Origin of the sequence: Phytohabitans sp. LJ34 (assembly GCF_052068095.1) — a bacterium.
GTDB lineage: Bacteria > Actinomycetota > Actinomycetes > Mycobacteriales > Micromonosporaceae > Phytohabitans.
On the sequence record NZ_JBQHDG010000025.1, the window covers coordinates 107,407 to 132,642 of the forward strand.

Below are 25,236 nucleotides of genomic sequence, written 5' to 3' on the forward strand. Positions count from 1 at the left end.
TCATGAGTGACGAACTGATTCTCGTGCTCGGCGCCACCGGCACCACCGGCCGCCGCCTGACCCGGCGGCTCCGCGCCGCCGGCGTGGCGGTGCGGGCGGCTTCCCGGCACGGCGAGGCAAGGTTCGACTGGTCCGACCCCACCACCTGGGATGCGGCGGTGACCGGCGTCACACGGATCTACCTGATGGCGCCACACGAGGTGCCGATCGACCCGCTGTTCGTGCGCCGCGCGGTCGAGCACGGCGTGCGACACATCACGCTGCTCTCCAGCCGCGGCATCGAGGCGATGGGCGACGAGCGGCTGATGGCCGCCGAGCGCACGGTGCGCGAGTCCGGCGTCGACTGGACCATCCTGCGGCCAGACTGGTTCGACCAAAACTTCGACGAGGGCTTCCTCCAGCCCGCGGTGATGGCCGGCGGGTTCGCGCTGCCGGTCGGCGAGACAGGCTTCGCCTTCGTCGACGCCGACGACATCGCCGCGGTCGCCGCCGCGGTGCTCACCACCGACGGCCACGCCGGGCAGAGCTACGAGCTGACCGGCCCCGACTCACTGCCGTTCGCCGAGGCTGTGCGGATCATCAGCGAGACGTCCGGGCGCCCGGTCCGCTTCGGCGGCACCGACGACGACTACCTGGCGCAGCAGGCGCAGCTCGGCGAGCCCGAGGAGCAGGCCCGGCAGGCGCTGGCCGCCTTCACCGCCCTACGCGAGCTGGGCGACCAGCCACCCACCGACGCGGTCCACCGGATCGCGGGACATCCGCCGAAGGCCTTCCGCGCCTACGCCGAGGAGGCAGCGGCCCGCGGCGCCTGGGACACGGCTCATTGATCGAGCTACCGCGACGTCCAGGGCGAGGCCGGCATCCTGCCGTCCGCCGTGGTCGCCGCCCGTGGTGCGTCTCCCTTATTTAGACAGAGATTTGAGCTACCGCGACGTCCGTCGTGGTCCAGACCGTTGCTCCCGCGGCCTCACCCGTCCGCCGCTGGTCGCGATCACCCCTGCGCGCGACCGGCCGGGGGGAAAGGGAGGCGGGGTGACGGAGCTCGCGCCACCGCTCCCGGCGGTCTTCGCCGGGCCTACCTCCGCCATCCTGACGCAGCGTCACCAGCCAAGGGGCGAGACTTCGAGATCTAGGAGACTTAGGGTTGAAATAGCGCCCCAACTCTCCTAGATCTGGAATCTCGCGCCGCTCATACCGCCGCGGCGGTTACCCGCGGCGACGAAACCCCTGTTGCTTTCCCAGAGCGCCGATCCGGGGATAGGCATTGTGGACAAACAGCGACCGTCGCGGCGGCCCAACGGGGTGAGCGCGGCCAGCGGCGGACGGTGAGGCCGCGGGAGCAGCGGTCTGGACCACGACGGACATCGCGGTAGCTCAAATCTCTGTCCTAAAAGGAACTCAGCGCCCCGCCACCTCGACTCCGAAAAGGCTCCAGAGGAGAGGGACTAAGGACGCTCTAGGCGGAGGCGGCCGCGACGAGGCGGATGGCGATCTCGGGGTGGCCGGCCCAGTGCAGGTGGAGGTAGGAGGCGTGCACGCCGCCCGCCACGAAGCCCTCCGGCTCGGCACCGCGCCAGGCCCAGGCGGGCGCGGCGCCGGCGCGGGGCGTTACCGCCGTGCGGTGAAACTCGTGCCCGGTGACCCGGGTGCCGGCCGGCGCGACTGAGCTGTCGGTCAGGGCGACCGCGTCGCGGTAGCCGAGCGTCAGGCGGTCGGTCATCGTGGCGTCGGCGTCGAGCACGCCGCACATCTCGGCGCCGTCGAGCGTGCGGCACAGCCAGAGCAGGCCGGCGCATTCGGCCGCGATGGGGGCGCCGCTCGCCGCGAGGGCGGCCACCGCGGCGCGGAGTGGGGCGTTGGCGGCGAGCCGGTCGGCGTACACCTCGGGAAAGCCGCCACCCACGACAAGCGCCCGCGTCCCCGCGGGCAGTGCCTCGTCGCGGAGCGGGTCCACTGTGGACACGGTCGCACCGGCCGCCCGCAGGAGCTCGGCCGTCTCCGGGTAGCCGAAGCTGAAGGCCGGGCCGCCGGCGACGGCGACGACCGGACCACGCTCGGCCGAAAAGGCCGGCGCCCAGGGCGTAGTGGCGAGCGGCGGCGCGGTCCGGGCCACCGCCAGCACCGCGTCCAGGTCGACGCCGCCCGCCACCAGTGCGGCGAGCGCGGCCACCGACTCCGCCGCCTCCGCCGAACGCTCGACCACCGGCACCAGGCCGAGGTGCCGCGACGGCGTTGCCACGGCTGAGTGGCGGCGCAGCACACCGAGTACGGGCGCGCCCACCTCCTCGCACGCGTCCCGCAGCAGCGCCTCGTGGCGGTCGGAGCCGACCCGGTTGAGGATGACACCGGCCAGCCGCACGCTGCCGAACGACCGGAACCCGTGCACCAGCGCCGCCACCGACCGGCCCTGCGCGGACGCGTCGACCACGAGCACGACCGGCGCGGCGAGCAGCGCGGCCACGTGGGCGGTGGAACCGAAGTCGCCGGCGCCCACGCGGCCGTCGTAGAGGCCCATCACGCCCTCGACCACGGCCAGGTCGGCGCCCGCGCTCCCGTGCGCGAAGAGCGGGCCGATCAGCTCCTCCCCCACCAGCACCGGGTCGAGGTTGCGGCCGGGGCGGCCGGCGGCGAGCGCGTGGTAGCCCGGGTCGATGTAGTCCGGCCCCACCTTGAAGCCGGCGACCCGCGTGCCCCGCGCGGCGAACGCGGCCAGCAGACCCGTCGCGACCGTCGTCTTGCCGTGCCCCGACGCGGGCGCGGCGATGACCAGCCTAGGAATATCGGTTACCACGCCGAGCCTGTCACCATTCCAACCCCTGCTGCCCCTTGCGCCCCGCGTCCATCGGATGCTTGACCTTCGTCATGTCGGTGACCAGATCGGCGGCCGCGAGCAGCTCGGTGTGTGCGTCCCGCCCGGTGACGACGACGTGTTGGGAGCCGGGCCGCTCGCGCAGCGTCGCGACGACGTCCGCGACGTCGACCCAGCCCCACTTCATCGGATACGTGAACTCGTCGAGCACGTAGAACCGGTAGGCTTCCGCGGCCAGGTCGCGTTTGATCTGCGCCCAGCCCTCGGCGGCCTCGGCGGCGTGGTCGCGTTCGGTGCCGGGGCGCTGGATCCACGACCAGCCCTCGCCCATCTTGTGCCAGGTGACCGCGCCGCCCTTGCCGGTCTCGCCGAGCGCGCGGAGGGCCGCCTCCTCGCCCACCTTCCACTTCGGACTCTTCACGAACTGGTACACCACGATGGGCCACCCGGCGTTCCACGCGCGCAGCGCCATCCCGAAGGCCGCCGTCGACTTGCCCTTGCCCTGTCCGGTGTGGACGGCGAGCACAGGCTGGCGCCGCCGCTCGCGGGTGGTGAGCCCGTCGTCCGGGACGGCCTCCGGCTTTCCCTGTGGCATCAGGCCGCCCTCCCCAGCGCGGCGAGCGGCACGCACGACGCGTCGAGCGCGGTGGCCAGCCGGCGGGCCAGCCCCAGCCGCACCGGGCCGGCCTCGCAGTCGACCACGACCGCGGCCGTGCCGGCCAGCGACGGCACCACGGTGAGTGGGTCGGCGCCCGCCGTGTTGCGACCGTCGGTGACGAGCACGAGCAGCGGACGGCGGCGGGGATCGCGGCGGCGCTCGGCCCGGAGCGTGCGGGCCGCCGCCTCCAGCCCGGCCGCGAGCGGGGTGCGGCCACCGGTGCCCAGGCGGGCCAGCCGCTGCACGCCCACCTCGTGGCTGGACGTCGGCGGGAGCACCTCGTCGGCGCCGGCGCCGCGGAATGTGATCATGCCCACCCGGTCACGCCGCTGGTACGCGTCGCGCAGCAGTGACAGCACCGCCGCCTTCACGGTGGTCATCCGCTGCCGGGCCGCCATCGAGCCGGAGGCGTCGACGACGAACAGCACGAGGTTTGCCTCCCGCCCGACGTGCACCGCCTCGCGCAGGTCGGCCGGTGCGACCGTGCGGCTCCCCCGCGCGGCTGCGGCCCGGAGCGTGGCGGGCAGGTGTGGCGCGCCGGCTCCCTGTGGCAGGCGGGCGCCGACCACCCGACCCCGCCGGGCGTACGCGAGCGACCGGCGCCCGGCGTGGGCCCGCTCCCCCGTCTTCGGCAGGGTGAGGACGCGTGGCCGGTAAGGCTGTCCCGGTGCGGCCGGCGGCTGGGTCTCACCGTCCTCGGAAGGACCCGGTGGCACACCCCCGCCATCCGGTGGCTCCGGATCGGGATCCTCATTGGACAGTGTCTCCTCCAGCCGCTCCTCGTCCGTGCCGGGCGGGTCGAGCGGGTCGCGCCGGCGCCGGTGCGGCAACGCCAGCCGGGCCGCGTCCTTCACGTCCTCGACCGTTACCACGCCTCGCCCGTGCCACGCCGCCAGCGTGAGCGCCGCCCGCGCCACGACGATGTCGGCGCGCAGCCCGTCCACCCCGTACGCCAGGCAGATGCGCGCGATCCGGTCCAGCTCCCCGTCCGGAAGCTCCACGGTGGACAGACGCTCCCGCGCACCCGTGATCTGGCGCGCCAGCAATGCGTCCTCGGCTGCCCACCGGGCCGCGAATCCGTCCGGGTCGGCGTCGTAGGCGAGGCGGCGCCGCACCACCTCGGCCCGAGGCGCGGGCTCGTCCGGCGACGACACGGACACGACCAGCCCGAAGCGGTCGACGAGCTGCGGCCGAGGCTCACCCTCCTCCGGGTTCATCGTGCCGACGAGCAGGAAGCGCGCCGCGTGTTTGACCGACACCCCGTCCCGCTCCACGTGCGCCCGGCCCATCGCGGCCGCGTCGAGCAGCAGGTCGACGAGGTGGTCGGGGAGCAGGTTGACCTCGTCCACATAGAGCAGTCCACGGTGGGCGGTGGCCAGAAGCCCCGGCTCGTAAGCCTTTACGCCCTCGGCCAGCGCCCGCTGGATGTCGAGCGTGCCCACCACCCGGTCCTCGGTCGCGCCCACCGGAAGCTCCACAAGGGACGATCGTCGATGGATCACCGCCGCACCGCGGGTGTGCGGGCCGTCGGGACACTCCGGGTCGGGAGCCGCCGGGTCACAGGCGAAGCGGCACCCGCCGACGGCGTCGAGCTCGGGCAGCAGGGCGGCGAGCGCACGCACGACCGTCGATTTCGCCGTGCCCTTCTCACCCCGCACGAGTACGCCGCCGATCGCCGGGTTGACGGCTGTGAGCAGGAGCGCGAGCCGCAGATCGGCGAGGCCGACGACGGCGGAGAACGGATAGGGCGCGGGCATGCGGGCCATGCTGACCCAGCCGGAGGGCTGGCGTCAAACACCAGTCCGGCGCTAGGCTCCTAACGCCACGGTGCTCGGGAAGCCGGTGAGATTCCGGCGTGGTCCTCGCCACTGTGACCGGGGAGTGCTCCCCCGCTGCACCACTGGGCCGGCGACGGTCTGGGAAGGTCGAGGGAGCGTGTCGATCCGGGAGCCAGGAGACCGGCCGTGGCAGTTCGACCGTATCGCCACGAGGCATGGACGAGAGAGGACCGCGCTGTGGAAGCGTCCGTCAAACAAATCCGTGTGCCCGCCGTCGCCTGGCTGCTCGCCGCCGCGGCGCTGGTCGCGGTCTTTGTGCTGCTCCAGCTCAATGGCACGGCCTTCGCGGAGCAGATCCACGAGTTCACCCACGACGGGCGGCACGCGCTCGGCGTTCCCTGCCACTAGCGCGATGACTCCGCTCACGCTCGGCGCGGTGCTGCGCCGGGCGGCGCTGGCTGGCGTCTTCGCCGGGCTGGCCGCCGCCATCGTCGCACTACTCGTCGTCGAGCCGCAGATCGACAAGGCGCTCCTCGTCGAAGAAGCACGCTCCACTTCGGACGACGAGCCGATTTTCGGCCGCCCGACACAGGTTTTCGGCGGCATGGTCGCGGCCGTCGCCGTCGCCGTCTGCCTCGCGCTCGTCGTGGGTGTGGTCTTCGCGCGCGTACGCCACCGGCTCCCGGGTGCCACCGACTTCGGCCGCGCGGTGGTCCTCGCGTCGCTCGGGTTCGCGACCGTGGCGCTGCTGCCCGCGCTCAAATACCCCGCCAGCCCGCCCGGCGTCGGCGATCCGGACACCGTGACCGAGCGCACCGTGCAGTACCTGACACTCATCGCCGCCGCGATCGCGGTGACCTGGCTGACGTTCCTCGTGCACGACCGGCTGGCCGCCCGCCCGTGGCCGCCGGCATACCGCGCGGCGATCGCCGCCGGGGTCGTGTTCGTCGGATACACCGCGCTGCTGACGACCTGGCCGGCCACCCCCGACAGCGTGCCCGCGGACATCCCGGCCGCGCTGCTGTGGGACTTCCGGCTGGCGTCACTGGCCGAGCTGGCGACACTGTGGACAGTGCTCGGGCTGGGCTTCGGCCTGCTGCTGACACCGCGCCGGGTCGCCACGGCCACGGTGGTGTGAGCACCGTCACGGTCACGGTGTGCCGCGGCTGCTGCTGCGGCACCGCCCGCAAGCACCCCGGCGTCGACCACGAAGGCCAGGTGGGTCGCCTCCGCACCGCGGCCGGCCACCAGCACCGGGTGCGGGTGAGCGGATGCCTCAACGTCTGCGGCGAGTCCAATGTGGTCGTCGTGCAGCCGACACCCGACGCCCGGCGCGGTGGCGCCCGCCCGGTGTGGCTGGGCAGCGTCCTCGACGGCGACGTCGAGGCGCGCATAGCCGCCTGGGTGACGGCGGGCGGTCCCGGCGTGGCCCCGATCCCGGCGACACTTCAGGCACACGCCTTCCCCGCGCCCCGGTGGAAGGCACACTGAGGCCATGACAGTTCGACAGCTGCGCCTCGCCGTGACCGCCGACGACTACGAGACCGCGCTCCGCTTCTACCGCGACGTGCTGGGCCTGACCGAGCAGGCGACCTACTACCGGCCCGACGGCACCGGCCGGGTGACGATCCTGGAGGCCGGGCGCGCCACGTTCGAGCTGATCGAGCCCTCCTACGCGGAGTACATCGACGAGGTCGAGGTGGGCCGCCGGGTGGCCGGGCACATCCGGGTGGCGTTCGAGGTGGACGACTCGGCGGCAGCGACCGCACGAGCGGCCGAGGCGGGCCTGGAGGTCGTGGCCGAGCCGCGCCGCACGCCGTGGGACTCGCTCAACGCCCGCGTCGAGGGCCCGGCCCACCTTCAGCTGACGATCTTCCAGGAGCTGTCAGCCGAGTGACGCCTCGTACTCCGCGATGACCTTCTTGGGCACGCACATCCGCCACGCGTCGACGACGAGCTCGCGCATCTCTTCCTCGTCGATCTTCGCCAGCCACACCTGCACCCAGTTGTAGCGCTCGTCCGACTTGCTCGGCATGAAGAACTTGTCGGGCTCGGCGGCGATTAGCGCGGCCCGCCCGTCCTTCGGATAGCCGAAGCCCATCGTCGTCTCGTCGCGGGAGAGCGCCACGAACACGATCTGGCCGACCCGAAACTTGACCCGGTCGCGCACGAGGGCCTCGTAGGCGCGCGGGAGGGAGAGCGCCACCCGGCGGATGTGGTCCGCGGTCACCATCGGCCTACCGTACCCCCGGCGTGCGTGCTATGGTCGGCCCGTAACTAGACACTGACTAGATTGCGGGAAACGACCATGGTGCTGAGCGACGAGAGCCGGTACGTCGCCGGCGTGATGCTGCTGACCATCGTGACGATCGAGTTCGGCGGCTGGTTCATGACGAAGATCGTGCGCGGCCAGGTGCCGATGACCGACTTCCAGAAGGCGTTCGCGCGGGCCGGCCACGCCCACGCCGGCGTGCTGGTCACGCTCGGCCTGGTCTGCCAGCTGCTGGCCGACGCCACCACCCTCACCGGCGTGGCCGACTGGGTGGCGCGGCTCGGCGTGCCCGCGGCCGCGATCCTCATGTCCGGCGGCTTCTTCGCGTCGTCCGCCGGCCGCGGCCTGGCCCAGCCCAACCGCTTCTTCTGGGTACTCTGGCTCGGCGCGGCCGCCCTTGCCGCCGGGACGCTCACACTCGGGGTCGGTCTTCTCATAGCCTGATGGTCATGACGTGGGATGAGCTGCTGGCATACTGCCTGGCAAAGCCCGGCGCGTGGCAGGACGAGCCCTGGGAGGGCGACGTCGTGGTGAAGGTCGGTAGCAAGATCTTCGCGTTCCTCGGCTCCGAGGGCCCCGGCGTCGGCCTGAAATGCGGCCCCAACCGCGAGGCCGCCGACGAGTGGCTGGCCCGCTACCCCGAAGACGCGTCGGTGATGCCCTACATAGGACGCTCCGGCTGGAACACCCTCCGCGTCGCCGGCAAAATCCCCGACGACGAGGTCCGCGAGGCGGTGGACGCCTCCTACGACGCGGTCGTCGCCAAGCTCCCCAAGCGCGAGCGCCCTACCTGACACGGGTTGTCAGCCTCGTGCGGCAAGCTGTGCTCATGACCGAGTACGCCAAGGGCACGTTCGCCATCGACGGCTGGGACCAGGAGACCTTCGACGAGGCGGAGGGCGCGACGCTGGCGCAGGCGAAGGTGACGAAGACCTTCACCGGTGACCTCACCGGCACCAGCGCCACCCGCATCCTCATCTGCACGACGCGGGTCGAGACCTCCGCGGCATACGTGGGCTTCGAGCGCTTCAGCGGCACCGTCGGCGGCCGGCCCGGCACGTTCGTGCTGCACCACAGCGCCACCGCCGACGCCGACGCGGGCCAGGCACTCCACTGGGCCATCGTGCCCGACTCCGGCACCGGCGAGCTGCGCACGATCCGCGGCACCGGCCAGATCACCGTCGACGCCGACGGCGGCCACACCTACACCCTGGAGTACACGATCTAACTCATCGCCCGGGTCCGCGTCACCTGCGGACCGCCGCTCCCGCCGGAGACCGCGCAGGCCGGCGGCTCGCTGACGCGAGCCGAAATCCCCGGCCTCCGCTGCCAGCTCCGCGGCGCAAGCCCACGGGCAAGACCTTGACCGGCGCTGACCCGGCGGGGCTTGTTTGTGGTTGCGGTTACTGCGCCTCCGGCGGGGCCTCGGGCTCCGGCCGGGCCGTCCCCGCCTTGCTTCACGTTGTTGGTGGGTGGTTGCGGTACTCGCCGTGCCGTATGCCGTCGTCCAGGCTGAGCCGAGGCTCGCCGGCCCCTCTTTCCCAGTGGTTAGGGATGTGGCTCGGCATGTGGGCGGCGTCATGATCGTTCGCCCGATATGGCTGTGACACGCCGATGACCACGCCCCTGTTGGGCTGACAATCATGGAAGCTTGCCGCCGCAGCCCTGCATCTCCCACGTGACGAGACAATCGGGTCAGGATTTGGAAGGCGTGGTGATCGTTAGCCCGGAAACCGGACGACACGCCGGAGATACTCCGGGTGTTGGGCTAACGATCATTGAAGCGCGGTGGGCGAGGCCGCGGGAGCGACGGTCTGGACCACGACGGGCCGCGGTAGCCCATCTCTATCTTCGATCGGGGATTTGACCGTGGACGGGCGGGCGAGGGCTCTGGACCTCCTGGACCGGATGGATCTCGAGGGATCCGTTGCGTCAGCGGCGGAGGGCGCGGATCACCAGCCAGGTGAGGACGGCGGCGCCGGCGCTAACGGCGATCAGCCCCGCGTAGCGGGCGGCGGCCGTGCCCACCGACAGCTTGAGCACGTCGATCGGCTCGACCTCGGCCTCCGGCTGGGTCTGCGGGGCCGGCGACACTTCCTCCACGGGTGGTGGCGTGGCCAGCTCGGCCGCCAGGCAGTCGGCGAACTGACCGATCAGTCGGCCGCCCACATCGGACAGCATGCCCCGGCCGAACTGTGCCGGCTTGCCGGTCACCGTCAGGTCGGTCGTCACCTCCACCCTCGTGGCGTCGCCCTCGGGCTCGAGCGTGGCGGTGACGGTCGCGGCAGCGGTGCCCGACGCGCGGGTGTCGCGGCCGGAGGCCTCCACCACCACGCGGCGGGCCGCCTCGTCGCGCTCGACGAAGCGGCCCTTTCCGGTGTAGGTCAGCACGATCGGCCCGACCTTCACCTTGACCGTGCCCGTGAACGCCTCGCCGTCGAAGTCGGTGAGCGTGGCGCCCGGCATGCACGGCGCGACCCGTGGCACGTCGAGCAGCACCCTCCACGCCTCGTCGACGGGGACCGGCACGGTGAAGGAGTGGTCCAGCTTCACGAAATACCTCCGGCGGCGAGCACCGCTCGCTTGGTCAGCACCGTCACCAGGTGCCGGCGGTAGTCGGCGGAGGCGAAGGCGTCGGACGGTGGATCCGTGCCCTCGCCGGCCCGCCCAGCCGCCGACGCCACCGCGTCCACTGTGGCCGGTCCGCCGGCAAGCGCCGCTTCGACCGCGCCGGCCCGCAGTGGGGTGTTGCCCATGTTGGTGAGCGCCACCCGGGCCTCGGCGATACCGCCGTTTTCCCGGCGCACCACCGCGGCGACCCCGGCGATCGCCCACGCCTGCGCCACCCGGACGAACTTCTCGTAGTGCGCCGTCCACCCCGGCAGCTTCGGCACGCGCACCGACACCAGCACCTCGTCCGGCGCCAGCGCAGTGGTGAGGAAGTCGACGAAGAACTCCGACGCGCTCACCGTGCGGCGGCCGCCCGGACCGGCGATCTCGAACGACGCGTCCAGCGCCAGCGCCGCGCCGGGCAGGTCGCCGGCGGGGTCGGCGTGCGAGAGCGAACCGCCGATCGTGCCCAGGTGACGCACCTGGCGGTCGCCGACCTTCGCGGCCGCCTGGGCCAGCAGCGGCGCGTGCTCGGCGACGAGCGGGTCGCGCAACAGGTCGGCGTGGCGGGTGGTGGCGCCGATGACCAGCGCGTCGCCGTCGTCGCGTACGCCACGCAGCTCGCCCACGCCGCCCACGTCGACCAGCACGGTCGGCGCGGCCATGCGCAGCCGCAGCACGGGGATCAGGCTCTGCCCGCCGGCGAGCACCTTGGCGTCCTCGCCGCCGTCGGCGAGCGCGCGCACCGCTTCGTCCACGGTGGACGGTCTGGTGTAGTCGAACGCGGCCGGGATCACGACCGGTCACCCCCTTGGATGGCCCGCCACACGCGCTCCGGCGTGCAGGGCATGCGGATGTCGCTCACCCCGTAGGGCCGCAGCGCGTCGACGATCGCGTTGACCACGGCCGGCGTGGAGGCGATCGTGCCGGCCTCGCCGACACCCTTGACGCCGAGCGGGTGGTCCGGCGCGGGCGTCTCGGTGCGGTCGGTCACGATGTCCGGCAGGTCGGCCGAGCTCGGCGGCGTGTAGTCGACGAACGTGCCGGTGAGCAGGTTGCCCTCCTCGTCGTACACGGCCTCCTCGAAGAGCGCCTGCGCGATGCCCTGCACCACGCCGCCGTGCACCTGGCCCTCGACGATCAGCGGGTTGATCACCTTGCCGACGTCGTCGACGGCCACATAGGACCGGATCGTCACCTGCCCGGTCTCGGTGTCCACTTCGGTCGCGCAGAGGTGGGTGCCGTGCGGGAACGAGAAGTCCGTCGGGTCGTACGTCGCCTCGGAGTCGAGCGTGGGCTCGGTGCCGCCGGGCATGTCGTGTGCCGCGAAGACCGCGAACGCGCAGTCGGCGAGCCCCTTGCCCTCGGCGTCGGACGGCGCACCCCGTACCCGGAAGCGGCCGCCGGTGAACTCGAGGTCGGCGACGTCGCACTCCAGCAGGTGCGCGGCGATCGGCTTGGCTTTCTCGACGACCTTCTGGCAGGCGTTGACGAGGGCGATGCCGCCCACCGCGAGCGACCGCGAGCCGTAGGTGTCGAGTCCTTTGTGGGAGGTGCGGGTGTCGCCGTGCAGCACCTCCACGTCTTCGAACGGCACGCCGAGCTGGTCGGCGGCGATCTGGCTCCAGGCCGTCTCGTGCCCCTGCCCGTGCGGCGACGTGCCGGTGAGCACCTCGACCTTGCCGGTGGGCAGCATGCGCACGCTCGCCGACTCCCAACCGCCGGCCGCGTAGCCGAGCGAACCCAGCCACCGGCTCGGCGCCAGGCCGCACATCTCGGTGTACGTGGAGACGCCGATCCCCAGCTGCACCGGGTCGCCGGACGAACGCCGGGCGGCCTGCTCGCGGCGCAGCTCGTCGTATCCGAGCAGGCTCATCGCCTTGTCGGTCGCGGCCTCGTAGTTGCCTGAGTCGTAGGTCAGCCCCGCCACGGTGTCGAACGGGAACTCGCCGTGCCCGATCCAGTTGCGCCGGCGCAGCTCGATCGGGTCCATGTCGAGCTCGGCGGCCAGGTCGTCCATCGCCCGCTCGATCGCGTAGGTCGCCTCGGGCCGCCCGGCGCCGCGGTAGGCGTCGGTGGGCGTGGTGTTGGTGAACACGCCCGTGCACTCGAACCGGTACGCGGGGAGCTTGTAGATGCCGTTGTACATGTAGCGACCGAGCAGCGGGATCGCCGGTGTGATCAGCGACAGGTAGGCGCCCATGTTGGCGATCAGCCGCACCCGCAGGCCGAGCAGCGTGCCGTCGCGGCGGGCGGCCAGCTCGACGTCCTGGTACATGTCGCGGCCGTGGTGCGCGGCGGCGAGGCTCTCCGACCGGGTCTCGGTGTACTTGACCGGCTTGCCGACCCGCCGGGCGGTCATGAACGCGAGCAGCTCCTCCGCGGTGAACGCCAGCTTGCCACCGAAACCGCCGCCGACGTCGGGCGCGATCACCCGGATCTTGTGCTCCGGCACACCGGTGATCAGCGTGAGGAAGATGCGCACGAAGTGCGGCACCTGCGTCGACGACCAGACGGTGATCTGGTCGGCGGTCGGGTCGACCACGACGCTGCGCGGCTCCATGAACGCGGGGATCAGGCGCTGCTGCACGTATCGCCGCTTGAGGACGACCTCGGCCCCCGCGAACGCGGGGTCGATCGGCTGCCCGGTGCCCGCCTCGGCGGAGTCGTAGACCCAGGTGTACGACTTGTTGGTGCCCTTGTCCGCGTGGACGAGCGCGGCGCCCTCTCCGAGCGCCTCGTCCATCTCCATCACCACCGGCAGCGGCTCGTAGTCGACGTCGATCGCGGCGAGGGCGTCGGCCGCGCTCGCCGCGTCACGGGCCACCACGACGGCGACCGGCTCGCCCACGTGCCGCACCTCGTCGACGGCGAGCGGCGGGCGGTCGGGGTGCACCATGTCCTCGGTGACGGTCCAGGCGCACGGGAGGGTGCCCTGGGTGTCGGCGACGTCTCGCCCGCTGAAGGCGGCCACCACACCCGGCTGCGACAGCGCCGGTGCGGTGTCGACACGGGTGATCCGGGCGTGTGCCATCGGGCTGCGGAGGATCGCTATGTGCAGCATGCCCGGGAGCACCAGGTTGTCCGTCCACATCGTCCGGCCGGTGATCAGCCGGGCGTCTTCCTTGCGCTTTCGCGGGGCGCCGATCTCGGCGGCCGGTCGCTCGTCCACAGTGGTCATCGATGCACCTCCTACGGGACCGGCCGCGGCACGGCGTCGGCGGGCAGGGACTCGGGCTCGGACGGCACGGCCGGCGGCGCCTGGGGCGTGCCGGGCATCGCCTCGTCGGCGACCGGCGACGGCTCGGGTGTCCCGGAGCCGCGGATGGCGCCGGCCGCGTCGTGCACGGCCCGGACGATGTTCTGGTAACCCGTGCAGCGGCACAGGTTTCCCTCCAGCCCCTCCCGTATCTCCTCGTCGGTGGGGTCCGGGTTTTCGGCGAGCAGGTCGACCGCCGCCATGATCATGCCGGGTGTGCAGAAGCCGCACTGGAGCGCGTGGCGGTCGTGGAAGGCCTGCTGCACCGGGTGCAGCTGCCCGTCCGAGCCGGCCAGGCCCTCGACCGTGGTGACCTCGAGGCCGTCGGCCTGTACCGCCAGCACGGTGCAGCTCTTCACGGACTCGCCGGCCATGAGCACGGTGCATGAGCCGCAGTTGCTCGTGTCGCAGCCGACCACGGTGCCCACCTTGCCTAGCCGCTCGCGCAGGTGGTGGACGAGCAGGGTGCGGGGTTGGACGTCGTCGTCGTAGCGGACGCCATCGACGGTAATGCTGATACGGGTCATCATCCCTCCCGTGCAGGAGCGGGAACCTCCCCCCAAGACAAGTCCTCCGCGCGCCCCGCCGCAAGAGGTTCGGCGTAACACGCCAGAAACATCATGATCGGCTGTGCCTACCGCGCTCCGCCGCTCGGCGCTCGTCCGCCGTCGTGGTGGCTGCCCGCAGCCTCACGGCTCCGCTTATGACGCGGACCAGATCCTCCAGGGCGGCGAGGCTGTGCCCCGCCACGAAGTCGTCCAGGTAGGGCAGGGCGGCCGCCATCCCGGCGACCAGCGGCTCGTACCCCGGCTTGCCGCGGTGCGGGTTGACCCAGACCACCCGGTGCGCCAGCCGCGCGAGGCGGGCCATCTGCGCGGCGAGCAGGGCCGGGTCGCCCCGCTCCCAGCCGTCGCTGAAGAGCACCACCACCGCACCGCGGGCGGTGCCCCGCTGGCCCCACCGGTCCAGGAACGCCTTGAGCGAGTCGGCCAGCCGGGTGCCGCCGTGCCAGTCCGGGATCGCCTCGCCGGCCGCGCGCAGGGCGCCGTCCGGGTCGCGGTGGCGCAGCGCCCGGGTCACCCGGGTCAGCCGGGTGCCGAGCGTGAACGCCTCGGTCCGCGTCGGCCGCCGCCGCACCGCCGCGTGCGCGAAGCGCAGGAGCGAGTCCGCGTACGGCGCCATCGAGCCGGACACGTCCAGCAGCAGCACCAGCCGGCGCGGCTTGTGCCGCCGCTCCCGCAGGGCCAGCCGGGCCGGCTCGCCGAGGTGGCGGAGCATCCGCCGGACGGTGCGGGGCGGGTCGACGGCGCCGCCCCGAGCCGGGCGGTGCCGGCGGCTGGGCCGGGCGGCGGTGGCCGGGGCCAGCAGCGCCACGAGGCGGCGTACCTCCTCCCGCTCGGCGGCGGAAAGCAGAGCGAGGTCGCGGCGGCGCAGGACCTCCGCGGTGCTGGCCGCGACCGCCAGGTCGTCGACTCCCGGCTCACCGCCGCGACCGTCGGGGTCGTCCCGCGCGAAGAGCGCCACCCCGCGCCGTTTCGCCGGTACCGACACGGGCGCCCGCGCGGGGTTGCGGCCACCGAAGTACGCGGCGAACGCGGCGTCGTAGACGGGCAGGTCGTCGGGCTCGCCGCAGAGCGTGAGGCGGCCCGCCCAGTAGGCGTCCTCGGGCCGGGTCACGTCGAGCGCGTCGACGGCCGCGACCATCGCCTCGACCCGCTCCCCCGTCGCCTGCACACCCGCGTTGCGCAGCGTGCGGGCGAAGCCGACCAGGACGCCGACGAGGTCGCCGGAAGTCATCCGCGGCGGCCGCCGGACAGCGGCCGGGTCAGGAGCGCCATGGCGCCGCCGCCTTGACCCGCTCCGCGTCCTCGCGGTACTTGAGCACCGCGCCGAGGGTGGCGGCGGCCAGGTCGGGGTCGAGCTCGCGGGCGCCGAGGGCGGCGAGCGCGCTGGTCCAGTCGAGCGCCTCGGCCACACCGGGCGACTTGATCAGGTCGAGCTCGCGCATCCGCTGCACCGCGCCGGCCACGTCCGCGGCCAGCCGGTCGGTCACCTCCGGCAGCCGCGACCGGATGATCGCCACCTCCCGGGCGAAGCTGGGGTGCTCGACCCAGTGGTACAGGCAGCGGCGCTTGAGCGCGTCGTGCACCTCGCGGGTGCGGTTGCTGGTCAGCACGGTCAACGGCGGTGTCTCGGCGGCGATCCGGCCGAGCTCGGGGATCGTGATCGCGGCGTCGGCGAGGATCTCCAGCAGGAACGCCTCGAACTCGTCGTCGGCCCGGTCGATCTCGTCGACGAGCAGCACGCACGGGCTCAGCTCCAGCGCCTGGAGCAACGGGCGGGCGACCAGGAAACGACGGTCGTACAGACTCGCCTCGAGCGCCGCGGTATCCGGTTTGTCCCCCGCTGCGGCAGCGGCCGCCTCCACCGTGCGCAGGTGCAGGATCTGCCGCGGGAAGTCCCAGTCGTAGAGCGCCTGCGCCGCGTCGAGCCCCTCGTAGCACTGCAACCGCACGAAGTGCGCTCCGGTCGCCGACGCCAGGGCCTGCGCGAACGCGGTCTTACCCACCCCCGCGTCGCCCTCCAGGAAGAGCGGACGGCCCAGCTTGAGCGCCAGGTGACCGGCGGTGGCGAGGCCGTCGTCGGCCAGGTAACCCACACCGGCGAGCGCCTCGGCCAGCGCGGCGGGAGTGGCGGGGATCACCTGGTCAACTATGCCACCGCCGCGGTGAGGGGTATCACGCCCGGTTGTAACTCCCTCGTAGCGAACACGCAGTGTCATGGGGGGTGGAGGTACCAGATGCTTTACGACTGCCCGGAGTGCGGGTTACCCGCGGAGGTGACCACGGTCGGTGACGCGCACGGGACGGACGGCCCGGTCGCCGTCGTGCGGGTGCGGTGCGCGGCCGCGCACTGGTTTCTCGGGCCGGACGAGACCCTGCGGCGGCTGCTGCCCGACCCACGATCGAGCAGCAGCCACCGCTGAGGTGCGGGCGCCGTCCGTTCGGGTCGAACGGCGCCCTTCGCCGGATCAAGCCACGAAGCGCATCCGGCGGCGCCGGGCGATCACGAAGCCGGCGGCGCCCGCGGCCAGCAGGAGCGCACCGGCGCCCGCGACAAGGCCGGTGGAGGCGCCGGTGACCGGCAGCCCGCCGCCGCCCCCGCCAGCGCCGTTGACCAGGATCTTCGCGACGTCGTTCGACTTGTCGAGGTCGTGCGGGAAGGTCGGGCACTGGCACGGGGCGTTGACCGTGATGGCGCCGGCGGCGTTCGCGATCACCTCGTCGATCCGGAACGCGAACGGGTACCTGAGCTTGTCGCCCGGTGCGAGGAAGAGTCCGGCGCCGCACAGATACGCACGGGCACCCGGCTTGCCGGGCTGGTCCCAGTCGGTGTCGTCCCCACTGGTCGGGAAGCAGTTTTCGGGCACCTCGACGGCGGTGGTGCCCGGCGGCACGTCGACCTTGATCCGGGTGATCTCCTCGCCGCTCCGGCCGCTGCTGAGCACCGCCGGGCCGTTGTTGACCACAGCGAGCTCGGCGTCATGGGTGCTGCCGGCGGCTCCGTCGAAGGTCGCGCCGACCGCCTCGAGGTCGACCCCGTTCGTGCCGGTGACCTTCACCTCCACGTGGCTCCAGTTGTTGAACGGGTCGGTGTCGGCCTGCGCGCCGCGCGCGGTGGCGCCGCCCATCTCGTTCAGCGCCAGCACCGCGCCGGTGCCCGGCTGCCCGAGCGAGAACCCGTTGTCCTTCAGGTATTTCGTGAAGTCCTCGAACTCAGCCGGCGTCATCCACGCGATCTCGGCGACCTCGACGCCCGGCGCGTACGTTGCCGGGTCGAGACGACTGGGGACCGACGCGCCGTACATGTCGCCCGGTGCCAGCTCGCGCGCGAACGTGCAGGCGTTGACGGCGTCACCGTCGTAGAGGCAGTTGCTGAAGCGCTCGGTGCCGGCCCGGATGCCGTAGTCGGTGAAGAACAGCGCGACCGCGCCCTTGGCGACGGTCTCGCCCGCGTTCCGCACCCGGGCGGGCGTGACGAAGGTGGCGCCGGGGGCCGCGGAGGCCGTCGCGTCCGGTCCGGCGGCGAGGTCGACGCCCTCGCCGACGCGCACTCGGGCCTGCGTGGTGGCGGAGTCGAATCCGGGCGCGCTCAGCGTGATCTTCAGGGTGCCCTCGGCGTCGACGTCCGCGCCCTGCGCCGCCGTCAGCTCGATGTCGAACGGGCCGTTCAGGCCGCCCTCGTCGATCCCGATCTCGTACGGCTTGTGGCAGACCAGGACCTGCTCGGACTCGGGCGTGCAGTCGTTGATTCCCTGGTCCTCGGCGATCGTGGCGACGTCCGCGAGGCCGGTCGCGTCGAACCTCATCGTCGCTTCCGGAAGGACGACCGGCTCCGACGCGTGCATGATCACGGCGTCGGTCTTGCCGGGACCGTCCGCGGCGATCGTGATGTCGCCGAAGTAGATGCTGAGCTCCGCGGCCGCGCGGGCGGCGGCCGGTATGGCGGTCGTGGCGACGAGCGCGCCGGCGACGCCGAGCCCCGCGACCAGGCGCAGAGCACTCTTGGCGTGCATGTGAGGGAAGCCCTCCCCGTGAGGATGCTGGCAAAAACCAGCGGAGGCTAGGACTGCCCCATGCCTGTGCGCGACCCCGTCCTGCGATAAGTCCGGGTTGCCCCAAACATTCGTACGCATGGGCGGGGATCCATACCTCTCGGCGTGGATCCCCGCCCGTACGCGCTACTCGTTGTCGTCGGCGGGCGGGGCGCTGACGCCCTTGCCCTTGCTCGGCGCGCTCACGCCCTTGCCCTCGGTGGTCGAGCTGACGCCCTTGCCGTGCGGGTCGGAGCTGACGCCCTTGCCCTGCGTGCCGGTCTCCGCCGGATCGGTCATGATGATCCCCCCTTGTGGACGAGAAACAGCTCTTCGCACCTTAGTGTCCAAAGTCGTTACTGGGCTGTCTCCCTTTGGACAGGCAAGGCTACCGTGTGACTGAATCCCCCTTGGCCCAATGGGCCGGAGCTGCGAGGATGGTCGCGGGATGGTCGACGTACCGGAGCGGCGCGGCACACAGCGAGTGTGTCTGAAGTGTGACGCCCCGGCCCACCCCGACCACCACTTCTGCGGCCGGTGCGGTGCGCCGCTGCACATCCGTTGCGGTTCCTGCCTCTCGCTCGTCGCGCCCGAGTTCACGTTCTGCACCAGCTGCGGCAGCCCGCTCACCCGCGACCTGCCGAGCGCGAGCGCACCGCGGGAGGAGCGGCGCACGGTCAACGTGCTCTTCGTGGATCTCAAGGGCTTCACGGCGATGGCCGAGCGGCTCGACCCGGAAGACCTGCGCCGCCTCCAGATGGACTACTTCAACACCGCGCGCGAGGTGATTCGGCGGTACGGCGGGGTGGTGGAGAAGTTCATCGGCGACGCGGTGATGGCCGTCTTCGGGGTCCCGGTGGAGACCGAGCACGACGGCTACCGGGCGGTGCTCGCCGGCCTCGACATGCAGCGGGCGCTCGACGGCAAGGCGCTCGCCGGGCGCTACACCATGCGGGCGCGGGTGGGCATCGCCACCGGCGAGGCGCTGGTCGACCTGGCCGCCTCCCGCAACGGCGGTGAGGCGCTGCTCTCCGGCGACGTGGTGGCCACCGCCTCGCGGCTACAGACGCACGCGCCGCCGGGCGGCGTGCTCGTCTCGGCCGCCACCCACCGCGCCACCGCCGGCTCCATCCGCTACGCGGACGAGCCCCTCCAGCTCGACCTCGCCGGCAAGTCACGGTCCGTCGAGGCCTGGCTGGCCCAGGCGTCGGTACGGCGTCCGCCGGTCGTCGACGACGAAGGCACCCCGCTGGTCGGGCGGGCCGCCGAGCTCGACCTGCTGATGGCGGCGGTACGGCGGTGCGTGTCCGAGCGGCGGGCCCACCTGGTGTCGGTGGTCGGCGCGCACGGCATGGGCAAGAGCCGCGTCATGCGCGAACTGTCCCGCCGCATCCGCGACGACGGCGACCTGTTGGTGCGGTGGCGGGTCGGCCGCTGCCTGCCGTACGGCGCGGGCGGCACCTACGACGCGCTCGCCGAGATCGTCAAGGCCGAGGCGGACGTGCTCGACACCGACGACCCGGCCAGCACCCGCGAGCGGCTCACCGTCGCGCTCGCCGAGGTGCTGCCCGCGCCGGAGGTGTACCGCCTGGCGGGCCTGCTGGGGCCGCTCGCCGGCCTGCCCGGGCGCCCGGTGCGCCCCGGCGAGATCGAGGCCGCCTGGCGCGACGCGCTGCTCGCGCTGGCCCGTCACATCCCCACCGTGCTGGTGATCGAGGATCTGCACTTCGCCGACCCGGCCATGCTCCGCTTCCTGGCCGACCTCGTCGAGGCCGGCGGCGACGTGCCGCTGCTGGTGCTCTGCACCTACCGCCCGGAGCTGCTCGACGAGCAGCCCACCTGGCCCTCCGCGCTGCCCGGCATGCTCACCGTCTCGCTGGCCCGGCTGCGCGGCGCGGAGATGCGCGGGCTGCTGTCCACACTCCTTGCCCGGCAGCACATGTCCACCGACCACACCGACCGCCTCACCCGGCTCACCGGCGGCAACCCGATGTACGCCGTGGAGTACGTACGCATGCTCGCCGAGCGCGGCGGCGCGGCGCTGGAGGCGGAGGGCGACGTCGACGTGCCGGAGAGCGTGCATGGCGTGATCGCCAACCGCATCGACCTGCTCGACAACGCCGAGCGCACCGTCCTCAACGCCGCCGCCGTCCTCGGCGACCGCCTCTGGCCCGGCGCGATCGCCGACATGCTCGCGCTCGACACGATCGGCGTGGCCGGCGTGCTGCGCCGCCTCCAGCGCCGCGACCTCCTCGTCGCCGGCACGGTGTCCACTGTGGCTGGTGAAGCGGAGCTGGCGTTCCAGCACCAGCTGGTACGCGACGTGGCATACCGCAGACTGCCCAGGGCGACCCGCGCGGCGCTGCACCGGCGCGCGGCGACCTGGCTGCTGCGCGTCTCCATCGACGGCCGCAACGACCTCGCCACCGCCGTCGCCCGCCACCGCATCCAGGCCCTCACCCTCGCCGAGAGCCTCGGCGAGGACACCGCCACCGACGCCGAGGCCGCGCGCACCGCACTGCTCAGCGCGGCAGAGGCCGCCTTCGCCGTGTACGCCGTGGACTCCGCGCTCGGCTACACGGAGGGCGCGCTCAACGCCTGGCCGGCCGACCACGAGCCGGACGCGCGGCGGCGTACCGAGCTCTTCCACCACCGGCTCCAGTTCCTGGCCGACGCCGACGGCTTCTACCGCGACGGAGTCAAGCAGGTGGGCCGCCTCGCCGACCGCATGCGCGAGGCCGGCGACCGCACCGGCGAGGCCCGCGCCGAGACGCTGCTCGGGCTCACCGAGCTGATGCGCGCCGAGCGCGACAAGGCCCGCGAACACCTCGACCGCGCCATCGCCCTCTTCGCCGACCTGCCCGACGACGCGGCCAAGGTCGAGGCGTACGCCGAGCTGGCCCGCCTGCACCTGCTGGAGTTCCAGACCGGGCCGGCCCTGCCCGCCGCCCGCGCCGCCCGCGACCTGGCCCACCGCCTGGGCCTCGCCGACGCCGAGGTGCACGCGCTGGTCACCGAGCACGCCACGCGGTACGTCGCCGGCGACCCCAGCGCCCTCGACGACCTGGAACACGTCATCGAGACCTGCCGTGCACAGGGCCTGCCCACGCTGCGGCGCGCACTGCACAACCTGGCCACCTTCCGCCAGGAGGAGGGCGACCTGGCCGGCGCCGCCGACCTCGAGCGGGAGAGCCGCGGCGTCCACGGTGGACAGGTCAGCCTCGTGCTCAGCCACTCGGAGGAGGCGGAGCTGGCCTACTTCAGCGGCGACTGGGTGGCCCTGCTGCGCGCGGCCGACGAGTACCTCGACCACGAGGGCGCCGACACCACCGACTGGGACCTCCAGCTACGCGGCCGCCGCGCCTGGATCGGCGCCCTCTGCGGCCGCCCCGCCGGTGAGGACATCGCCCGCGGCCTCGACGTCGCCCACCGCTCCGGCTTCGTGCGCCTGCGCTACAACGCCTACGCACACGGCGCCCTCGCCCACGCCCTCGACGGCGATGTGGACGGTGCCGCGTCCCTGCTGGCCGACCTGGCCGCCCTGTGGCGCGAGGCCCCGACCGCACTGACCCTGGAGTGGCTGTCCGCCGCCGCCCACGCCACCGTCCTCACACCACCGGCCGCCCCCGCGATGGCCGAGGTGATCCGCACCAGCCTGCGCCGCACCCGCTGGGTCGAAGCGGCCGACGCCCTGATCGGCGGCGACCCGGCGGCGGCGGTCACCCTCTACGACGAGATCGGGTGCGCCAGCGACGCCGCACTCGCCGCGGTCTGGGCCGCCCGCACCGACCCCGCCCACCTCGACCGCGTCCGCACCTTCGCCACCCGCAACCAGGCCGAGCCGCTCGTCCAACTCGCCCTGACTCGCTGACAGGCGCGAAACGCTACCCAACGCCGGAAGTTGCGGCATGTGAGTCCCATTTGCGAGATCACCGCTTGGCAACGTGACGCCAAACCAGCGCGACGTTCCGCCAAATGCATCGCACCTGCTCAAACATACGACCACCAAGATCTTTATTGGCAATAGCCGAGCTGGAATGCGCCTACCAATGCGTTTCGGGATAGCGCACCAACACTTTGGCGGCACTACCCCAACCACTGAAAACGACCGCACCAAGCATCCGACGGTCGACATCTCAAGCGACCAGCACGAGGAGCCGGAGGTCCGGGCCGCACGGATCACCGCCAAGGCAACCGTCGCGGCAGCGGTCCTGGGAGTCGTGATCGCGATCCTGGCGGCGTTGGCCACCCTGGTAGGGGCCGTCGCGACTATCGCAGAGGCCTGGTTGGCCACCCGATGACGGCGGGTCAGGCACAGTGGATCTAGACGACTTCGGCTTACCCCGACCTTCGCTGCCGCCTCCGCGCCGCAATCCCACAGCTGTTACCGGACGCGAGTGTCCGTGGCGAAAACATGCCCCTCCAGGGGCCAGAAATCGCCACGGACGCGCAGAGGGTCAAATCCGAGGCAGATCCCCCCGGGTGAGTTCGCGGACAGCCTCGGCGTGGGCGTCGGCCGGCCGCAACAGACCGTGGTTGCCTACTGTCCCGATAGGGGCAGCTAAATACCACGATCGTCAGGCTGATCCGTCGGGTTGGGCTTGTCGCGCGGACGCGGTAGTGGAGGTCGGGGATTTCGGCGAGTGCTAGCGAGCCGCCGACCGGAGCGGTGCCCGCGGGAGCATACGGTCCGCAGGTGACGCGGACCGGGGCGTATCCAACAGCGTCAGCGGGCGACCAGGGTGAGCTCGAAGGAGTAGAGGGACGCGCGGTAGGCGTGTTGGCCGTACTCGACGGCGCGGCCGGCGTCGTCGTAGGCGGTGCGGGCCATCGTCAGCAGTGGCGCGCCGCGCGGCTCGCCGAGCGTCTTGGCTTCGGCGGCGGTGGCGCGGCGGGCGCCGATGGTCTGGTCGGCGAGGCGGAGGTTGACGCCGGCGGCGCGCATCAGCTGGTAGAGGCCGCGGCCGCGCAGGTCTTCGGCGGTGACGCGGAGCAGGCCGGCGGGCAGGTAGTTGCGCATGAGCGCGAGTGGCTCGCCCTGGGCGTAGCGGAGCCGCTCGATGGCGAGCACCGCGGCGCCGGCGGGCAGGGCCAGTGCGACCGCCACCTCGTCCGGCGCGGTCGCCGGCGCCAGCGACAGCACGTCGGTGCGGGGCTGCTGGTGTGTCCGGTCGAGGTCCTCGTACAGGCTGGTCAGCTCGACGGTGCGGCGAACCCGCGCGTGCACGACCTGCGTGCCCACCCCGCGCTTGCGCACCAGCAGGCCCTTGTCGACCAGGTACTGGATGGCTTGCCGCATGGTGGGGCGGGAGAGGCCGAGCTGGTCGGCGAGGGCGACCTCGTTTTCCAGGCGGGTGCCGGGCACCAGCTGGCCGGTCGCGATCAGCTCCTCCAGCCCTTGCGCCACCTGGAAGTAGAGCGGCACGGGGCTGGAGCGGTCTATCTTGATCAGCTCGCTCACCGGGTTCACGGGGACGATTGTCCTTCGTAGAGGGATGGCCGTTCGGCCAGGTCCACCCTCATCCGAGTGCCGCGCGACGCCACGGCGGCCTCGGTGACGGCGGTGGCGGCGTAGCCGTCCCAGGCGCTCGGGCCCTCCGCGGTGCCGCGGCGGACCGCGTCGGCCCAGGCTTGCAGTTCGTCCACATAGGCCTGTGCGAAGCGGGCCTGCCAGTCCATCGCCAGCGCCTGCACCCGCCCGCCGTCCAGGGCGACCGCGCCGGTGCTGGGTGCGTCGAGCGCGACGGTGCCGGTGGTGCCGACGACCTCGCACCGTACGTCGTAGCCGTAGCGGGCGTTGACGAAGACCTCCGCGTCGACGACGATCCCGCGCTCGGTCTCCAGCAGCACCAGCCGCGGGTCGCGCAGCTCCGGGCTGGCGAGAGGGCTGTGCGGCACGTCGACGACGGTGGCGGCGACGATCTCCTGGCCGAGCAGCCAGCGGCAGGCGTCGACCTCGTGCACGAGCGAGTCGGTCAGCGACATGTCGCCGGTGAAGGTGGGCGGCACGCTCACGTTGCGGTGTACACAGTGGACGAGGAGCGGGTCGCCGATCCGCCCGCCCGCGAGCGCCGCCTTGACCTGGCGGTAGCCGCCGTCGTAGCGGCGCATGAAGCCCACCTGCACGAGCCGGCGCCCGTAGGTGACCTCGGCTTCGACCACCTTGAGCGCGGCGCCGGACGTGGTGGCGAGCGGCTTTTCGCACAGCACCGGCTTGCCAGCCGCGACGCAGGCCAGCGCGAGGTCGGCGTGCGTGTCGCCGGGTGACGCGATGACCACGGCGTCGACGGCCGGATCGTCGACGACGTCGTGTGCCTCGCGGTGGACGGTGGCGCCGGCGATGGCGCCCACGGTGACGGCGCGCGTGGTGTCCACATCGAACACGGCGGTGACCCGCGCGCCCGCCACCCGGCTCGTCAACCGGCGGACGTGCTCGGTGCCGATCATGCCGGTGCCGATGACCCCAACGTTCATCAGGTGCTCCCTCAGGTCCGCTGCATTTCGTGCGTGAGCGCGGTCAGCTCGTCTCCCCCGGCCATCTCGCGGGTCAGGTCGTCGAGGCTGATCTCGTCGCGCTTGCGGTCCAGCCGCATCCGGCCCCGGTTGAGCAGGATGAAGTGGTCGCCGACCAGGTACGCGTGGTGAGGGTTGTGCGTGATGAAGACGACGCCGAGGCCGGCGTCACGCGCGGCGGCGACGTACTTCAGCACGACCCCCGACTGCTTCACGCCGAGCGCGGCGGTCGGCTCGTCGAGGATGAGCACCCGGGCGCCGAAGTAGATGGCCCGCGCGATGGCCACGCACTGCCGTTCGCCGCCGGAGAGCTGGCCGATGGGCTGCTCCACGTCGTTGAGGTGGATGCCCATCTTGGCCAGTTCTTCCTGGGTGGTGCGGCGCATCGCGTCGGCGTCGAGCACCCGCAGCGGGCCGAATCCCTTCGTGCGCTCCGAGCCGAGGAAGAAGTTGCGCCACACCGGCATCAGGGCCACGACCGCCAGATCCTGGTACACGGTGGCGATGCCCCGGTCGAGCGCGGCGCGCGGCGAGCCGAAGCGGGTCGGCTCGCCGTCGACGAGCAGCTCACCCTCGTCGTGCTGGTGCAGCCCGGACATTATCTTGATGAGCGTCGACTTGCCGGCGCCGTTGTCGCCGAGCACGCACGTGATCTCGCCGGCGTTGACCCGCAGCGACACGTCGTGCAGCGCCACGATCGTGCCGTACCGCTTGCCCACGCCGGTCATCTCGATGAGCGACAT

At 72.6% G+C, this 25,236-nt stretch carries 26 protein-coding genes and 1 riboswitch; of the genes, 11 read left to right on the top strand and 15 right to left on the bottom strand.

From position 1 onward, the window contains the following. The first annotated feature begins 2 nt into the window (after positions 1-2). Positions 3-827, top strand: coding sequence for an NAD(P)H-binding protein (locus ACTMTJ_RS36420; protein WP_441223238.1), 825 nt, complete (start codon positions 3-5; stop codon positions 825-827). A gap of 629 nt (positions 828-1,456) precedes the next feature. Here ACTMTJ_RS36420 and ACTMTJ_RS36425 read toward each other — a convergent pair. From ACTMTJ_RS36425 to ACTMTJ_RS36435, 3 genes are read right to left on the bottom strand one after another with little or no spacing between them, the layout of a single operon-like run. Beyond that, positions 1,457-2,791 (bottom strand): cobyrinate a,c-diamide synthase, encoded by a 1,335-nt coding sequence (locus ACTMTJ_RS36425; RefSeq protein WP_441223239.1) that lies wholly within the window; start codon positions 2,789-2,791, stop codon positions 1,457-1,459. Between the two features lie 10 nt (positions 2,792-2,801). Continuing rightward, positions 2,802-3,404, bottom strand: coding sequence for a cob(I)yrinic acid a,c-diamide adenosyltransferase (gene cobO / locus ACTMTJ_RS36430; RefSeq protein WP_441223240.1), 603 nt, complete (start codon positions 3,402-3,404; stop codon positions 2,802-2,804). Continuing rightward, the gene (locus tag ACTMTJ_RS36435) at positions 3,404-5,224 is read right to left on the bottom strand and encodes a magnesium chelatase subunit D family protein (protein WP_441223241.1); all 1,821 of its coding nucleotides are present in this window, start codon (positions 5,222-5,224) and stop codon (positions 3,404-3,406) included. The genes cobO and ACTMTJ_RS36435 overlap by 1 nt, the downstream gene beginning before the upstream one ends. Positions 5,225-5,275: 51 nt before the next feature. Next, positions 5,276-5,448: riboswitch (cobalamin riboswitch) on the top strand. Positions 5,449-5,482: 34 nt separating this feature from the next. On the opposite strand from ACTMTJ_RS36435, the gene ACTMTJ_RS36440 reads away from it, so the two are divergent. The 4 genes from ACTMTJ_RS36440 to ACTMTJ_RS36455 are packed head-to-tail and all read left to right on the top strand — an operon-like array spanning position 5,483 to position 7,142. Beyond that, on the top strand, positions 5,483-5,653 hold the full coding sequence (locus ACTMTJ_RS36440) for a CbtB domain-containing protein (RefSeq protein ID WP_441223242.1): 171 nt from the start codon (positions 5,483-5,485) through the stop codon (positions 5,651-5,653). A gap of 4 nt (positions 5,654-5,657) precedes the next feature. Beyond that, on the top strand, positions 5,658-6,383 hold the full coding sequence (locus ACTMTJ_RS36445) for a CbtA family protein (RefSeq protein WP_441223243.1): 726 nt from the start codon (positions 5,658-5,660) through the stop codon (positions 6,381-6,383). After that, positions 6,380-6,736, top strand: a complete 357-nt coding sequence (locus ACTMTJ_RS36450) for a hypothetical protein (protein ID WP_441223244.1) — start codon at positions 6,380-6,382, stop codon at positions 6,734-6,736. Before ACTMTJ_RS36445 ends, ACTMTJ_RS36450 begins: the two co-directional genes overlap by 4 nt. 4 nt (positions 6,737-6,740) lie before the next feature. Next, positions 6,741-7,142 carry a VOC family protein gene (locus ACTMTJ_RS36455; RefSeq protein ID WP_441223245.1) on the top strand — a complete coding sequence of 134 codons (402 nt, stop codon included), beginning with the start codon at positions 6,741-6,743 and terminating at the stop codon, positions 7,140-7,142. On the opposite strand, the gene ACTMTJ_RS36460 is transcribed toward ACTMTJ_RS36455, so the two are convergent. After that, positions 7,131-7,478 carry an MmcQ/YjbR family DNA-binding protein gene (locus ACTMTJ_RS36460; protein ID WP_441223246.1) on the bottom strand — a complete coding sequence of 116 codons (348 nt, stop codon included), beginning with the start codon at positions 7,476-7,478 and terminating at the stop codon, positions 7,131-7,133. The genes ACTMTJ_RS36455 and ACTMTJ_RS36460 overlap by 12 nt on opposite strands. Positions 7,479-7,538: 60 nt before the next feature. Here ACTMTJ_RS36460 and ACTMTJ_RS36465 point away from each other — a divergent pair, with 60 nt between their 5' ends. From ACTMTJ_RS36465 to ACTMTJ_RS36475, 3 genes are read left to right on the top strand one after another with little or no spacing between them, the layout of a single operon-like run. Continuing rightward, positions 7,539-7,961, top strand: a complete 423-nt coding sequence (locus tag ACTMTJ_RS36465; RefSeq protein WP_441223247.1) for a hypothetical protein — start codon at positions 7,539-7,541, stop codon at positions 7,959-7,961. Between the two features lie 5 nt (positions 7,962-7,966). Then, entirely contained in the window at positions 7,967-8,311 is a 345-nt protein-coding gene (locus tag ACTMTJ_RS36470; protein WP_441223248.1) for an MmcQ/YjbR family DNA-binding protein, read from the top strand. Positions 8,312-8,346: 35 nt separating this feature from the next. Next, entirely contained in the window at positions 8,347-8,745 is a 399-nt protein-coding gene (locus ACTMTJ_RS36475; protein ID WP_441223249.1) for a DUF3224 domain-containing protein, read from the top strand. A 704-nt stretch (positions 8,746-9,449) separates the two neighbouring features. Here the strand turns inward: ACTMTJ_RS36475 and ACTMTJ_RS36480 are convergent. The 6 genes from ACTMTJ_RS36480 to ACTMTJ_RS36505 all read right to left on the bottom strand — a co-directional run bounded on the left by ACTMTJ_RS36480 (position 9,450) and on the right by ACTMTJ_RS36505 (position 16,090). Continuing rightward, positions 9,450-10,070, bottom strand: coding sequence for an SRPBCC family protein (locus ACTMTJ_RS36480; RefSeq protein ID WP_441223250.1), 621 nt, complete (start codon positions 10,068-10,070; stop codon positions 9,450-9,452). Beyond that, positions 10,067-10,924: an FAD binding domain-containing protein gene (locus tag ACTMTJ_RS36485; RefSeq protein ID WP_441223251.1), complete on the bottom strand. Its 858-nt coding sequence runs from the start codon at positions 10,922-10,924 to the stop codon at positions 10,067-10,069. The genes ACTMTJ_RS36480 and ACTMTJ_RS36485 overlap by 4 nt, the downstream gene beginning before the upstream one ends. Continuing rightward, positions 10,921-13,308 carry a xanthine dehydrogenase family protein molybdopterin-binding subunit gene (locus ACTMTJ_RS36490; protein WP_441223252.1) on the bottom strand — a complete coding sequence of 796 codons (2,388 nt, stop codon included), beginning with the start codon at positions 13,306-13,308 and terminating at the stop codon, positions 10,921-10,923. The genes ACTMTJ_RS36485 and ACTMTJ_RS36490 overlap by 4 nt, the downstream gene beginning before the upstream one ends. A gap of 11 nt (positions 13,309-13,319) precedes the next feature. Further along, a complete protein-coding gene (locus ACTMTJ_RS36495; protein WP_441223253.1) occupies positions 13,320-13,913 on the bottom strand; it encodes a (2Fe-2S)-binding protein in 594 nt (197 codons plus the stop codon). Between the two features lie 91 nt (positions 13,914-14,004). Beyond that, positions 14,005-15,183, bottom strand: coding sequence for a vWA domain-containing protein (locus ACTMTJ_RS36500; protein ID WP_441223254.1), 1,179 nt, complete (start codon positions 15,181-15,183; stop codon positions 14,005-14,007). Positions 15,184-15,211: 28 nt separating this feature from the next. Beyond that, positions 15,212-16,090, bottom strand: coding sequence for an AAA family ATPase (locus ACTMTJ_RS36505; protein WP_441223255.1), 879 nt, complete (start codon positions 16,088-16,090; stop codon positions 15,212-15,214). A gap of 96 nt (positions 16,091-16,186) precedes the next feature. Between ACTMTJ_RS36505 and ACTMTJ_RS36510 the strand changes: the two genes are divergently transcribed. Continuing rightward, positions 16,187-16,372, top strand: coding sequence for a hypothetical protein (locus ACTMTJ_RS36510; RefSeq protein ID WP_441223256.1), 186 nt, complete (start codon positions 16,187-16,189; stop codon positions 16,370-16,372). A 45-nt stretch (positions 16,373-16,417) separates the two neighbouring features. Here the strand turns inward: ACTMTJ_RS36510 and ACTMTJ_RS36515 are convergent, their stop codons facing one another. Further along, positions 16,418-17,962 carry an LPXTG cell wall anchor domain-containing protein gene (locus ACTMTJ_RS36515; RefSeq protein WP_441223257.1) on the bottom strand — a complete coding sequence of 515 codons (1,545 nt, stop codon included), beginning with the start codon at positions 17,960-17,962 and terminating at the stop codon, positions 16,418-16,420. Positions 17,963-18,127: 165 nt separating this feature from the next. Beyond that, entirely contained in the window at positions 18,128-18,280 is a 153-nt protein-coding gene (locus tag ACTMTJ_RS36520; protein WP_441223258.1) for a hypothetical protein, read from the bottom strand. A 148-nt stretch (positions 18,281-18,428) separates the two neighbouring features. Between ACTMTJ_RS36520 and ACTMTJ_RS36525 the strand changes: the two genes are divergently transcribed. Beyond that, a complete protein-coding gene (locus tag ACTMTJ_RS36525; RefSeq protein ID WP_441223259.1) occupies positions 18,429-21,851 on the top strand; it encodes an ATP-binding protein in 3,423 nt (1,140 codons plus the stop codon). 73 nt (positions 21,852-21,924) lie between these two features. Then, positions 21,925-22,281, top strand: a complete 357-nt coding sequence (locus ACTMTJ_RS36530) for a hypothetical protein (RefSeq protein ID WP_441223260.1) — start codon at positions 21,925-21,927, stop codon at positions 22,279-22,281. Between the two features lie 425 nt (positions 22,282-22,706). On the opposite strand, the gene ACTMTJ_RS36535 is transcribed toward ACTMTJ_RS36530, so the two are convergent. Genes ACTMTJ_RS36535 through ACTMTJ_RS36545 form a run of 3 tightly spaced genes read right to left on the bottom strand, consistent with a single transcriptional unit; the run spans position 22,707 to position 25,236 of the window. Then, complete coding sequence (locus ACTMTJ_RS36535; RefSeq protein ID WP_441223261.1) at positions 22,707-23,450, bottom strand: GntR family transcriptional regulator; 744 nt, start codon at positions 23,448-23,450, stop codon at positions 22,707-22,709. Continuing rightward, the gene (locus ACTMTJ_RS36540) at positions 23,447-24,454 is read right to left on the bottom strand and encodes a Gfo/Idh/MocA family oxidoreductase (RefSeq protein ID WP_441223262.1); all 1,008 of its coding nucleotides are present in this window, start codon (positions 24,452-24,454) and stop codon (positions 23,447-23,449) included. The genes ACTMTJ_RS36535 and ACTMTJ_RS36540 overlap by 4 nt, the downstream gene beginning before the upstream one ends. An 11-nt stretch (positions 24,455-24,465) precedes the next feature. Continuing rightward, positions 24,466-25,236 carry an ATP-binding cassette domain-containing protein gene (locus tag ACTMTJ_RS36545; protein ID WP_441223263.1) on the bottom strand — a complete coding sequence of 257 codons (771 nt, stop codon included), beginning with the start codon at positions 25,234-25,236 and terminating at the stop codon, positions 24,466-24,468.

What these genes read in the sequence shown, in the direction of transcription:
- ACTMTJ_RS36515 (WP_441223257.1), bottom strand. Translation starts at nt 17,962, where the DNA reads ATGCACGCCAAGAGTGCTCTGCGCCTGGTCGCGGGGCTCGGCGTCGCC.
- ACTMTJ_RS36460 (WP_441223246.1), bottom strand. Translation starts at nt 7,478, where the DNA reads ATGGTGACCGCGGACCACATCCGCCGGGTGGCGCTCTCCCTCCCGCGC.
- ACTMTJ_RS36455 (WP_441223245.1), top strand. Translation starts at nt 6,741, where the DNA reads ATGACAGTTCGACAGCTGCGCCTCGCCGTGACCGCCGACGACTACGAG.
- ACTMTJ_RS36525 (WP_441223259.1), top strand. Translation starts at nt 18,429, where the DNA reads ATGGTCGACGTACCGGAGCGGCGCGGCACACAGCGAGTGTGTCTGAAG.
- ACTMTJ_RS36495 (WP_441223253.1), bottom strand. Translation starts at nt 13,913, where the DNA reads ATGACCCGTATCAGCATTACCGTCGATGGCGTCCGCTACGACGACGAC.
- ACTMTJ_RS36435 (WP_441223241.1), bottom strand. Translation starts at nt 5,224, where the DNA reads ATGCCCGCGCCCTATCCGTTCTCCGCCGTCGTCGGCCTCGCCGATCTG.
- ACTMTJ_RS36520 (WP_441223258.1), bottom strand. Translation starts at nt 18,280, where the DNA reads ATGACCGATCCGGCGGAGACCGGCACGCAGGGCAAGGGCGTCAGCTCC.
- ACTMTJ_RS36540 (WP_441223262.1), bottom strand. Translation starts at nt 24,454, where the DNA reads ATGAACGTTGGGGTCATCGGCACCGGCATGATCGGCACCGAGCACGTC.
- ACTMTJ_RS36500 (WP_441223254.1), bottom strand. Translation starts at nt 15,183, where the DNA reads ATGACTTCCGGCGACCTCGTCGGCGTCCTGGTCGGCTTCGCCCGCACG.
- ACTMTJ_RS36475 (WP_441223249.1), top strand. Translation starts at nt 8,347, where the DNA reads ATGACCGAGTACGCCAAGGGCACGTTCGCCATCGACGGCTGGGACCAG.
- ACTMTJ_RS36470 (WP_441223248.1), top strand. Translation starts at nt 7,967, where the DNA reads ATGACGTGGGATGAGCTGCTGGCATACTGCCTGGCAAAGCCCGGCGCG.
- ACTMTJ_RS36545 (WP_441223263.1), bottom strand. Translation starts at nt 25,236, where the DNA reads ATGTCGCTCATCGAGATGACCGGCGTGGGCAAGCGGTACGGCACGATC.
- ACTMTJ_RS36445 (WP_441223243.1), top strand. Translation starts at nt 5,658, where the DNA reads ATGACTCCGCTCACGCTCGGCGCGGTGCTGCGCCGGGCGGCGCTGGCT.
- cobO (WP_441223240.1), bottom strand. Translation starts at nt 3,404, where the DNA reads ATGCCACAGGGAAAGCCGGAGGCCGTCCCGGACGACGGGCTCACCACC.
- ACTMTJ_RS36490 (WP_441223252.1), bottom strand. Translation starts at nt 13,308, where the DNA reads ATGACCACTGTGGACGAGCGACCGGCCGCCGAGATCGGCGCCCCGCGA.
- ACTMTJ_RS36420 (WP_441223238.1), top strand. Translation starts at nt 3, where the DNA reads ATGAGTGACGAACTGATTCTCGTGCTCGGCGCCACCGGCACCACCGGC.
- ACTMTJ_RS36510 (WP_441223256.1), top strand. Translation starts at nt 16,187, where the DNA reads ATGCTTTACGACTGCCCGGAGTGCGGGTTACCCGCGGAGGTGACCACG.